The sequence below is a fragment of the Vibrio sp. RE88 genome (genome assembly GCF_013113835.1).
Classification (GTDB): Bacteria; Pseudomonadota; Gammaproteobacteria; order Enterobacterales; family Vibrionaceae; genus Vibrio.
Genome location: NZ_VTYQ01000004.1, coordinates 472,245 through 484,553, shown reverse-complemented (window position 1 = coordinate 484,553; position 12,309 = coordinate 472,245). Strand labels below are relative to the sequence as shown.

9 protein-coding genes are annotated in these 12,309 nt (G+C 43.1%); 6 read left to right on the top strand and 3 right to left on the bottom strand.

What is annotated here, in order from left to right:
- Window positions 1–33: 33 nt before the first annotated feature.
- Both F0265_RS12315 and F0265_RS12310 read right to left on the bottom strand, forming a co-directional pair.
- Window positions 34–432, bottom strand: coding sequence for a DUF4019 domain-containing protein (locus F0265_RS12315; protein WP_171749109.1), 399 nt, complete (start codon window positions 430–432; stop codon window positions 34–36).
- A 240-nt stretch (window positions 433–672) separates the two neighbouring features.
- A complete protein-coding gene (locus tag F0265_RS12310) occupies window positions 673–1,125 on the bottom strand; it encodes a DUF302 domain-containing protein (RefSeq protein ID WP_171749108.1) in 453 nt (150 codons plus the stop codon).
- Between the two features lie 757 nt (window positions 1,126–1,882).
- On the opposite strand from F0265_RS12310, the gene F0265_RS12305 reads away from it, so the two are divergent.
- The 6 genes from F0265_RS12305 to cqsA all read left to right on the top strand — a co-directional run bounded on the left by F0265_RS12305 (window position 1,883) and on the right by cqsA (window position 10,099).
- On the top strand, window positions 1,883–3,367 hold the full coding sequence (locus tag F0265_RS12305; RefSeq protein ID WP_171749107.1) for a lytic polysaccharide monooxygenase: 1,485 nt from the start codon (window positions 1,883–1,885) through the stop codon (window positions 3,365–3,367).
- Between the two features lie 414 nt (window positions 3,368–3,781).
- Window positions 3,782–4,726, top strand: coding sequence for a ribosome biogenesis GTPase YlqF (ylqF, locus tag F0265_RS12300; RefSeq protein WP_006960888.1), 945 nt, complete (start codon window positions 3,782–3,784; stop codon window positions 4,724–4,726).
- Between the two features lie 95 nt (window positions 4,727–4,821).
- Window positions 4,822–5,799, top strand: a complete 978-nt coding sequence (locus F0265_RS12295; protein ID WP_171749106.1) for a GTP-binding protein — start codon at window positions 4,822–4,824, stop codon at window positions 5,797–5,799.
- A gap of 407 nt (window positions 5,800–6,206) precedes the next feature.
- On the top strand, window positions 6,207–7,607 hold the full coding sequence (clcA, locus tag F0265_RS12290; RefSeq protein WP_171749105.1) for a H(+)/Cl(-) exchange transporter ClcA: 1,401 nt from the start codon (window positions 6,207–6,209) through the stop codon (window positions 7,605–7,607).
- 118 nt (window positions 7,608–7,725) lie between these two features.
- Window positions 7,726–8,700 carry a TDT family transporter gene (locus tag F0265_RS12285; protein ID WP_171749104.1) on the top strand — a complete coding sequence of 325 codons (975 nt, stop codon included), beginning with the start codon at window positions 7,726–7,728 and terminating at the stop codon, window positions 8,698–8,700.
- A 217-nt stretch (window positions 8,701–8,917) separates the two neighbouring features.
- Window positions 8,918–10,099 (top strand): alpha-hydroxyketone-type quorum-sensing autoinducer synthase, encoded by a 1,182-nt coding sequence (cqsA, locus tag F0265_RS12280; RefSeq protein WP_171749103.1) that lies wholly within the window; start codon window positions 8,918–8,920, stop codon window positions 10,097–10,099.
- A gap of 35 nt (window positions 10,100–10,134) precedes the next feature.
- Here cqsA and F0265_RS12275 read toward each other — a convergent pair whose 3' ends face one another.
- Window positions 10,135–12,192, bottom strand: coding sequence for a response regulator (locus F0265_RS12275; RefSeq protein ID WP_253809438.1), 2,058 nt, complete (start codon window positions 12,190–12,192; stop codon window positions 10,135–10,137).
- Window positions 12,193–12,309 lie beyond the last annotated feature (117 nt).

Below are 12,309 nucleotides of genomic sequence, written 5' to 3'. Positions count from 1 at the left end.
AACCTAAGGCAAGGCACTAGACGTAGACAAAATTTAGTAAGTAACGTAATAGCCAACAACATTCCAGTCGTTACCATCTTTAACAAGGGTAACGGTTTCAATCGCTTCGTTTTCGACGACAAAGTCACTTCGATATTGAATAACGACATACTCACCTTTCGGGACGTTAGGCAAGGATTCAATCGCTTCACTGTGCATCACTTCGCGTGATTCAATAACGCCAAGAGGTTCACGTGTTTCTTTAGCTGCTTTTACCCAGCTTTGCAGAGGAACTTGTTTACGAAAAAACTCTGCCGATTGCTCCCAACTTGTTTGATACTGTTGAGAATCAACAAGCTGCAACCAGTGGTTTGCTTCGTTTTGAGCAATGTCTTCCTGAGCCGAAGCAAGACCTGAAATCAAGGCGAGTACCAACGTTAGTTTTCTGATCATATATCAATCCTGAAAATGTAAGTCACTTATAATCGATGACGCTGACTCCAAAGATTAAAAGAGAGCCATGCCATAGGTTTGAAATCCTGACAAAGCTAATCACAACACATTGGTAATGCAAATGATTCACATTTAATTGTGATACTTATTGAATAATATGTTTAACGAAAGCTAGCTGACGGGGTAAATGCAAAAACAAGCAGCGTAAAGTGCTGCTTGTTATCGATGTGCTACGTTAGGCTATTGGCTGGTTGCCGCTTTAGATAGCGCGCCTAGTACACCAGTAATCTTAGTCAGTACTTTGTCGCAACCTTTAATTTCATGGCGCTCTTTAAGATAATTAGGATCGTTGTAAGACAGCCATACTTTTTTGTCTTCACCTTGCGTTATCAGCACTTTCTGTGGCAGATCAATCGCAACACTCTGTGCGCACTGCATCAGTGGAGTCCCCACTTTAGGGTTGCCAAAAATAATCAGCTCTGTAGGCCGGAGTTCCATATCAACTCCTGCAGCGTTAGCTTGATGATCGACTCGAGCAAAAACATTAAGTCCTTTCTTCTTTGCAATCGCTTCAAATCTATCTGCGGTTTCTTTTACTGAATACTGGCTCTCAACCTTGACGACACCTTGTGCTGCCATTACAGACATTGACGCAGAAAGCAGGATGGCAGCCAAAGAGGTAAACTTAAACATGTTGATTCTCCTAAAGTGAACAAACGGAAAGCCAACACTGATACTAAGCAGTGGCTTAACGCGTGATAAGCCATTCTGCCGTAAGCAAACATCTGGGAACAAACTGAATATTCCAGTTGTTGAATGAACCTCCTAAGTATACTGTTCCATTTACATTTTATTCTCGAGTTCGACGCTTTACTTAGTGAAGTCCAAGTCGATCGAAATCAAAGCCAGTTCCTCGCAAGTTTCATCATTGACGAGTGCACTTGGGCACAATCAACCCATTCACAAAAATAGATATAACAATACAAATAATAAGCCAATCTAAATTTAATAGACAAATACATTCACAGTGAAAATGAGTTATTTTGAGAGATAAAAAACCCTTGGCAATGTCATGAAATAGTTATTAACTTTCCAATTATTGTTAATTTTTTAATAAACATAAAAAGTTTTGAACCAGCGTCGCAAAATATAAAAATCAGATCCAACCTTTTTCTTCTCCATTTAACCAACATAGTGCAAGCCAACCTAAACCCATAACATTCAACAACTTAAAGTTGCTAGCAAAACTTATGTCAAGTTTTCAATAAGTTTGATATTTGAGATCTTAATTCACACAATGAATATAAGATCTTTATTAAGTCAAAACTCAAATTATATTTCCATCGTTTCTAATAGAAATAATTAAAATAGGAACATGTGCTAATCATTAGTGAACAACCGAATAGATGAACACATAGTCATGAATTTAGAATGCGAAGAGAATACGAAAATGACAGCGAAAAAAAACATCTTTAAATTAGCAGTAGGATTTGCAGTATTTTCTGCACTTCCATCAACTGCTTACGCACATGGATGGTCTGAATATCCAAATGCTCGACAAAACATTTGTTACGAACAAGGCGGTATCTGGTCTGGCAGTCCACCCAACGCCGCTTGTTCAAATGCCAAAGACATTTCGGGATCTTACCCGTTCGTACAGCGAAATGAATACGCAAAGAACATTACCGACTTTAACAACCAGAGTGCAGTAAGAGCCGCTATTCCAGATGGCACTTTATGCTACGCAAACGATCCTCAGAAACGTGGCATGGGAGCCCCGCATACGGCCTGGACTCGTACAGAAATGAACACGGGTACATTCGAATATGTGTTTAATGCCACGGCACCGCACAACCCTTCTTTCTGGGAATTTTACTTAACCAAACCAAATGCTGACCTGTCTAAAGGGCTAGCTTGGGGCGATCTAGATTTGATTCAAGAAACGGGCAATGTACCTGTAGAGAACGGAAAATACCGAATCAACGTAACTATCCCATCTGATAGATCTGGAGACGCCATTCTCTTTGTGCGTTGGCAACGAGATGATGCCGCGGGTGAAGGCTTCTACAACTGTTCTGATATTACGATTAAGAATGGTAACACTCCACCTCCTGAGCCAGCACCAGAACCAGATTTGCATCGTGGAGCGTCCTTTATCCCTAGTGGATTGGAAGCACCTGAAATTGGCGATGTAGTAAAATATGACATCATCAACAAGGATGGCGCGGTTGCACGTAGCTTTGATATCAGAGTAGATTCAAACAACGTTGGTGACTGGGATCGTCTCCTTGCTTCTGAGATTAATGGTTGGCACGCAGAATTCAAAGATGGGGCTGTCTTTATCGGTGATTGGCATGAAGAAATGCAGCACTACATGTATTTCCAGAATGATCCGTCACGCAATTTCTTTAACTCTAAGGACAGCCGTGCTTCAGGGCTAATGACCGTTTCCCGAGACGACAATGGCAATGTTGATCCGTTAGCAGGACAACTCTATGAGCTATCCCAAAGTGATAATGTCGTAAACGCGGGTGATAAAGTCGTCATCGTAACAGAAGAAAATGCAACGTTGACTCAAACTCAGGGCACACCTGTACAGATTCAGAATAACGGTTCTTCTTCGATCATTATCGACACCCAGTCTATTACTCAGAATGAAACGTTAATTTTCTCAGCGAGCGCGACCAACAGCGATCGAACTGAGACCTTTACGTTTGAGGTGGTTGTTGATGGTGGCGGTGTCACTCCTCCACCAACTCCAGAACCGGACCCAGATACAGGGAATGCTTGGAGCTCATCAACGACTTACGTCGGCGGTGAAGTTGTGTCATATGCTGGTAAGGAGTGGAAAGCACAATGGTGGACACAAGGCGGTGATGATCCTGAAACGACATACAGTAAGGACAAATGGGGCGTTTGGCGACCAGCCAACTAATTCTCGCAGTGTTCATCCCATCATCTAACTGAGTTGATGGATTTCTATGAAATAGCCATCGCGTCTTTACAACGCGTTGGCTATTTTTTTGCTTAGCTTCAAATGCTCACCCCTTTGAGCTTTTGAAGCCGATACACGTAGTGATAACGTCAGCCAAACCAATGGAGCTCACGCAAAGATTGAAGTTCGACTCTTACCGGACATCACTAACTGGCTACAACGTAAACGATTGATGTGATTAGTCGCTTTTCTCCTGCCCTTCGTTATGAGATTACTAAAGTCGGTGTTAATATTGCGCCCAAGTCAATCTGCCCTGCCTTATTGGGCTTCAAAAACTTGTGATAAGCGAACGCTTTGTTATGTTTAAAGTTGCACGGCAGATTAAACCATTAAATTAGAGGGCAATATTTTCAAATGGTTAACAATACAATTCAATGGTTTCCGGGCCACATGCACAAAGCCCGTAAAGAGATTGAAGAAGCGATCCCTCAAGTAGATGTCATTATTGAAGTATTGGATGCTCGCATTCCATTCAGTAGTGAAAACCCAATGATCTCTGAAATCCGTGGTGAAAAGCCAGTCGTTAAGGTACTGAATAAACGTGACCTTGCCGATCCAGAGTTAACTCAACTATGGATTGAACACTTCGAGAAAGAACACAATGTAAAAGCGATGGCGATTACGACTTCCAACACTCAGGAAGTTAACAAGATCCTAGAGCTGTGCCGTAAACTTGCGCCGCATCGTGAAGAGATTGGTAAGAACATTCGTACCATGATCATGGGTATTCCCAATGTGGGCAAATCAACCATTATCAATACCCTTGCAGGCCGTACTATCGCAGTTACTGGTAACCAGCCAGCCGTTACGCGTCGTCAACAACGTATCAACCTACAAAACGGTATTGTCTTATCGGATACTCCCGGCATTTTGTGGCCTAAAGTAGAAAACCCGCACAGCGGATTCCGCCTCGCTGCAACCGGTGCCGTTAAAGACACGGCTATGGAATACGAAGAAGTGGCTTTCTATACAGTTGAGTACCTTGCAAAAGCGTACCCTGAGCGTTTGAAAGAGCGCTATCAGATCGAAGAAATGCCAGAAAGCGACATAGAACTAATGGAAGAAATCGGTCGTCGAAGAGGCGCGCTACGTTCTGGCGGACGAGTCGATCTGCATAAATGTTCGGAAATCTTACTTCACGAACTACGTAATGGTACCTTAGGTCAAATAACACTTGAGTTGCCAGAAATGATCACCAAAGAGTTGGTCGAAGTAGAGATCGAGGCAACACGCAAAGCAGAAGAGAAGGCCAAGAAAAAAGAAGAGCGTCGTAAACGCTACTTAAAGAACAAACGCTAATCACAACAACGGCGGTATCTACCGCCGTTTTTTATTCTAACTTCCACGCTAACCTTTGATATAGTCAAAGCATTGTTATCGACGAGTTTTGCATAATGAAAATCCCAACCAATATCATTACTGGTTTTCTGGGTACCGGAAAAACCACGACAATTCTAAATCTTCTGAAAGAAAAACCTGATGACGAAAACTGGGCGGTTCTGGTCAACGAATTTGGTGAAATTGGTATTGATGGCGCAATGCTGACCGAACAAGGCGCGATGATCAAAGAAGTGCCGGGCGGCTGCATGTGTTGTGCTGCTGGAGTCCCAACTTCTGTTGCTCTGACTGCTTTGCTTCGCACGCAACCCGATCGCCTGATTGTCGAGCCTACCGGCTTGGGCCACGCCCACAAGATTCTCGCGACCTTAACCTCTGCTCAGTTTCGAGATTACATCGACCTGAGAGCGACCATTGGCTTAGTCGACCCACGCAACTTATCCAACCCTAAGTATTTGGAGAATCAAAACTTTAACGACCAACTCAACATCGCAGATATTGTGATTGGTAATAAAGTAGACGAATGTCATGTCAGTGACGTCGATGCGTTTAACGACTGGGTATCCGACCAAAATCCACCCAAGATTTACAGTCAACTCGTCAAACAAGGGCGTTTCCCTATCGAACTTCTGGACAACCAGAGAAGGGATCCATCGGTTTCAACGGATATTGCACAGCACCATCATGAACATGCTGAGGCGGAACCTCAATTTGCGCTAGCGCCAGATCAGATAATGGTTCGCAAAGAAAACAAAGGCCAAGGTTACTTTAGTTGTGGCTGGTTATTTGGTGCAGAAGTCACGTTCAATTTTGATGACCTATTTTCTATGTTATCTGACTTAACTGCCGAACGTGTCAAAGGCGTGATGAACACTGATAGAGGCTGCTATGCGTTCAATGTAAGCCACGGTGTCGTCTCTGTTAATGAGATGTCACTAGAGGGCTTCGAAAGCCGCATGGAAGTCATCGATAGCCAACTTCTTCCATGGGATCAATTGGAAAAAGTACTCAAGCAAATTGCCTCACTTAATTAACCTTCTCTAAACGACAAAAGGCGCACCTTGCAGTGCGCCCTATCCCTCGTTACTCAATCGTGAGTCTGCGAATCAAGACCGTCTGTTGATGCGTCCTGATCATAAAACGAGGATCTCGAAATGACTTGTTGAATCCATCCAAATTGTAGGTAAGGCAGAAAATCCTCCATGCGGGTCGGTTCAGATTGCCTTACCATTTAAATATGGTTCAAAACTCCCAAAGTGCAAGGGAATAAACGTGATCTCTTGCCAATTCTCAAGCTATTTTTCGATCTCTCTTATTCTCCATATTTGAAAATCAATATTTCATTCTTGACGCTATAGTTAAGCCTACACAAGCGTATAATTCTTGCTAGAGACATCATTATTTCTAATAGAAAAATAAATAAGACGAGGTTGCCCTTTTTATGACCAAGAGAGAGAAAATTAAGCAGTCCCTTTTAGCCAGTATGCCAAAGGATGCCATTAACCAGTTTCTCTCTAAAGATAAAACGCCCGTCTCTGTTCTCATCCTTTCTCTACTTGTTGGTATTCTTGCTGGTATCGTTGCTACCTTCTTCGAAATTGCGGTTCATTTTGTCTCAGAGACTCGGACTGACTGGCTAAAACAAGCGATTGGGAGCGCATTGCCACTGTGGCTCGCAGCATTTTTGATCAGTGCCGCATTGGCATTTATTGGCTACTACCTCGTTCACCGTTTTGCCCCAGAAGCAGCGGGATCCGGCATTCCAGAAATCGAGGGAGCGATGGATGGCATACGCCCTATTCGTTGGTGGCGTGTTCTACCTGTAAAGTTCTTCGGTGGCATGGGTGCGCTGGGCTCAGGCATGGTACTTGGCCGTGAAGGACCAACGGTTCAAATGGGAGGAGCCATTGGTCGCATGGTGACGGATCTCTTTCAGGTCAGAAATGATGACACCAAACACTCACTGCTTGCATCTGGCGCTGCGGGAGGTTTAGCCGCAGCGTTTAACGCTCCGTTAGCTGGCATCATGTTTGTGGTTGAAGAAATGCGCCCCCAATTTCGGTACTCACTCATTTCTATTCGTGCGGTGATCATTTCTGCCATCTCCGCCAACATTGTTTTTCGCTACATTAATGGTCAAGACGCGGTTATCACCATGCCGCAATATCACCCGCCAGAGCTGGCCGCCTTATGGCTTTTCTTACTGTTAGGTGCGATGTTTGGCGTGTTTGGAGTCGTATTTAATCGCCTAGTTACCCTGTCTCAGGACTTGTTTGTCAAACTGCATAAGAATGACCGTAAACGCTACCTGATCACCGGAAGCTGTATTGGCGGTTTTTTTGGTTTGATGCTGCTTTATCTACCGGAAATAACTGGCGGCGGCATTGGCTTAATTCCTACCATCACTAACGGCGGCTACGGAGCCACGGTGTTGCTGCTTTTGTTTGTTGCAAGAATTCTCACCACGCTGATTTGTTTTGGCTCTGGAGCTCCTGGCGGCATCTTCGCACCGATGTTGGCATTAGGCACACTGTTTGGGTATGCGTTTGGCTTAATTGCCCACGGCTTGATGCCTGAACTGATGATTTCTCCGGGCATGTTCGCCATTGCAGGAATGGGGGCATTGTTCGCGGCTACTGTTCGCGCTCCAATTACGGGCATCTTATTGGTGATCGAAATGACCAACAATTACTACCTAATATTACCGCTGATCATTACCTGTCTCGGCGCGGTTATTTTCGCTCAATTACTCGGAGGACAGCCAATCTATAGCCAACTGTTACATCGAACATTAAAAAATGAGAAGTTGAGACAAGAAGACCTTCCTTGCGAATCAAAATGACAATTGCACAGCAACCGATGAGCTTGATATGATCCCTTGCCCTAAATGATCGGTAGCACGGATCTGCTCACTCATTTAGTCCCCAATCATTTGTTTCAAGCTAGTCAGGATTAAGCCGTTGAACTGGAGACGCTTTACACAATTTCAGAGTGTGCCACCATCACAAGCCGCATTAGCGCTCGGTATGATAGGACTTGGGCACGCATGGGCGTTATACATTCCTGACATTGGTGTCTTTATCCGCCCTTATCTTGCCGCAGGCGGCGCCATTCTGCTGTTACCAGTTCTAATAAAATACTTCAGCAGTTACTCTACTTTCATCAACGATATTCGACATCCATTGAGCGGCAGCTTGATGGCTCCCATGAGCATGGCATTGTTGATCCTTTGTGATTATCTTGCCGTGATATCACCCTTAATCGCCTACCCTTTATGGTTTGCGGCGCTATTGCTCCACATCACTATGATGGTGCTGTTTTTCTTCTTTCAGATCACACGCTTCAAAGTATCGAATATTGTCCCTAGTTGGTTCTTGTATCCGGTAGGATTGATCAGTAGCTCGCTGGCAGGGACGAAGTTCGGCCACACAGTATTCTCAGAAACCTTAGTCAGCATCTGTATTACAATATACTTCTTTATGCTACCGCTAGTGCTCTACAGGCTGATGTTTGAAGGTCGGCTTCCACGCAGAGCAAGGCCGACTCTGGCCATCATGGCAGCACCGATCAACCTTTCATTAGCCACCTATCTGGTTAATTTCCAAAAGCCAGACCCTATACTTACTGGCGCTTTGGCTGGTATTGCTATCACCATGACGTTAACGATCTATCTCTGTTATTTCCGTCTAATGCGGCTTAAATTCCAACCTTCAATTGCTGCTGTCACCTTCCCTTCCGTCATTAGTGCGATCGCGATGCACCGTCTTACGAGCTTTTTCGAGCAGTATCATCCACATTGGCACTGGCTTCACAAATTTGGATTTTTTGAGCTGAGTGTTGCCACCGGACTGGTAGCTTGGGTATTCGTTGGCTATATCAAAATGTACTGGCCAGAAATCTTTATGTCTTGTAAGAAAGAACGCTCTTCCAAATAACACTTCGTACCGAATAAATAACGGGGAAATATAATAGTTAGCCTTGGTTAGGCTCGGGTCAGCGTAGGGAAAGAATTCATATACTATTATAGTTGATATTTTTATTTGTAACAGACAGCAAAATAATAAATATTAGCACTCGAACTTATATCCATTTTGGTTCATATATCATTTTGTCAGCTGGCACATGGTTTTAACAAAAAAGGATATATTTATCATGAATACGCTTAACCATTACCCTCCTTTGCCAGATTTTATTAATAATAAATTAAATTTTTATCTGGATGACTTAATTAACTCCAACAAGAATGGTAAACATTTAGTTCTTGGGAAAAGGCCGCAAAGTGGCGACCTAGTTTTGCAAAGTAATGATTACCTCGATCTATCCAATAACCCCGATATCATTGAGCACCATATTAGTTCTATTATGGCACGTAAAAATAGCCCGTTTATGTCGGGGATTTTTTTACAGGATGAAAATTCTAAGCCTGAAGTAGAACAAAAACTGGCAAAGTATGTCGGATTTCAGTCTTGTTTACTTTCTCAGTCAGGTTGGGCAGCCAATACCGCTTTGCTGCAAACCATCTGTGACAGTGAAACAAATGTCTACATCGATTTTTTTGCTCATATGTCTCTATGGGAAGGGGCACGTATCGCTGGAGCGAACATCCACCCCTTTATGCATAATAACGTCAAGCATTTGAATAAATTGATAAACAGACATGGTCCTGGGATCGTTCTTGTTGATTCGATTTACAGTACTATAGGCACTGTTGCTCCCTTAGTTGAGCTTGTGTTGCTCGCGAAGGAGTATGGTTGCGCGGTATTAGTCGACGAATCCCACTCCCTGGGCACTCACGGTAAACATGGTGCTGGTTTGTTGCAAAGCTTAAAGCTAAGTCATCAAGTCGACTTTATGACGGCCAGTTTGGCCAAAACGTTTGCCTACCGAGCAGGAGCCATTTGGTGTAACAATCGCGCTAATGATTGTGTTCCATTTGTGGCTTACCCTGCGATATTTAGCTCTACGATGCTGCCACATGAGTTAGACCGACTTGATAAAACACTGGACGTAATAAAGGAACGAGATAAAGAAAGGGCTTATTTACAAGAGTTAAGTGAGTATTTGAAAACTAACCTTGCAAATATCGGGCTAACGATTAGAAGTCAATCTCAAATAATAGCGGTCGAAACAGGAGATGAGCGCAACACTGAAAAAGTGCGAGACTTTTTCGAATCACAAGGAATATTCGGCGCTGTATTTTGTCGACCAGCGACAACACCTAATAAAAACATAATCCGATTTTCTCTCAATAGCTCTACAACTATAGAGGAAGCCAATAAAATAATTCACGCTTGTCAGGCGGCTTACGATCTTCCAGATATGTACTTTATTTAAACAAAGCTAAAAAGACCTACGTTTCGTAGGTCTTTTTAAATCCAGTTCGATATTTTATCCAGCAATACTTCTGTGCCTGCTGGCTTAATAATATAATCATTCATTCCTGACTGATGAATTTTATCAATGGCAACAGATGTCGAGTCACCAGTGTGACCTAAAATCGGAATATTGGCGTACTCACGCTCTGATGAACGAATAGCATTCGCTGCATCAAGGCCATTCAATTGTGGCATTTCTATATCCATTAACACTAGGTCGACAAGATTGTTCTGCAGTTTATCTAGCACTTCTTGCCCGTTCTGGGCTTGAATCACCTCAAATCCCTGCTGCTCTAACAATATGGAAGTGTAAGTACGAAGAGAATGATTGTCGTCTGCAATGACGATCGTTTTACCAACACGAACTTCTTTTCTCGGCAGTAAGTTACGGTCAGGTTCAGGGGATTCAAAGAACAACTCCTCCAAAACACGCCCCGGTTCTAGCGACATACGATGCTTCTCAACCGGGTAGATGGTCAAATGCCTTTCTATATCGTTGTGATAGCGGTTATTCTCGTCATAGAGGAAGACAATTCTTGCTTCAGTAAAATGCAGCTTGTTCTCTAACGCCGCAAGCTGATCTGGTGAGGTGATCACCGCATCTAAATCAATGAATATCAAATCGTATTCAAATTCATACTCTTCTCTACTGTTAGCTAACTCGAGATCAACGGTGTTGAGAGTAAAGCCTTTGTAGAAAGATTGCTCATTGAGTAATCGTGCAATGACACTGGTTTCGCCGACATAGAGGGCTGATTTAGATTTCATTAGATCCATTTTTATGTAATCCACTCTCGCTGAGTGGTATTGAGGGAAGGTCAGCGTGAACTCGGTCCATTCATTTAGCTCAGACCGACAGCTGATTCTGCCACCTAAAGCTTGCATCACTTTTCGACAAAATGGTAAACCAAGACCATAACTGCCTGATTTGCCGAAGGTATAAAAATCTTTGAAGATGTTCTCAAGAACTTCAGGTGCGATCCCTACTCCGTTATCGCGAAACACGATAGTGTTGTTTTTGTCGGAGCACTTTATCTCAACGCTGATTTTAAAATCGTTGCCATTTTGATAATAAAAGGCATTTTTGAGAAGGTTGTATAAGGCATATTTAATAAGTGTGTCACTGCCAAAGAATTCGGCATCCTGGTCACATTTGAACTGAACCGCCTGCTTATCTTTAGAGCTCTTGTAGGCAAAACTGGACAGCGAATCTTCCGTTACTCGTTTCAAAGACTGCTTTCTAAATGTCGATGTAGAGACACGGTTTTCATCAATAGAAGTTAACAGGAGATCGATGGTTTCGTTACCGTTTTGAATCACTTCGTCTGCATCACTAAGCACTTCTCTCGCAATGGTTAGTTCCTGATGAGACATTGAGTAAAACTCAGTGGTTTTAGACTTTTCATCGGGTAACAAGGAGCTAAGTACATCAAACGATGCTTTCAGTGCACTTAGCGGGTTACGCATTTCATGAGCAATGCCTGCACCGAAGGATTTAGCAATAGAGACTTTACTTTCGTGCTCAACCTGATTGCGGAAATAAAACAGGTTACCAAACACATAAGTGAAGAGAAAAATCGGCAAATATGGCCACACAATCTTCTCCATGGCCATACTGAAATCAATCCCGTAAACGGTGACAAAAGCGAGCAACAACGAAATCACGGCCTGTAGTAGCATGATTCGGGTTTGATGAACGAGGAGAATATGGAGAAAAACCGAAGCCATAAATGACATCGCCCATATCGTCGACCAGTCGTTCATAAACATCATGTAACTGAAGAAGTACGGCAGGCATATCGCTATAGAGATGAGATAATATTGCGGCATATAACGCTGTATGTGTTTAGGAAGCGCATGCCGAAAAGCGATAATGGCAAATAGAAATGAGCAAAAGAGTCTGAGTGTAAGACTCTCATATGGCTGAGGGAATAAGTAGGACCAGACATAATAATAGGTTGGAAAGCCAAGCAACCCCATCCAACCTACGAGCGTAAGGTTTGGTTCTGCATACTGGTATACTTTGCGAACTGATTCCAGAACTGCTGTCATGAATGATCCTGATGCCAACTAAAAGAGCTGTTTTTAAGGCCGCTCGACTTTTATATCTTTTAACTAATAATTAGCACATTTAGCTACTTCCGACCAGAATATCGGCCCTATTTACCG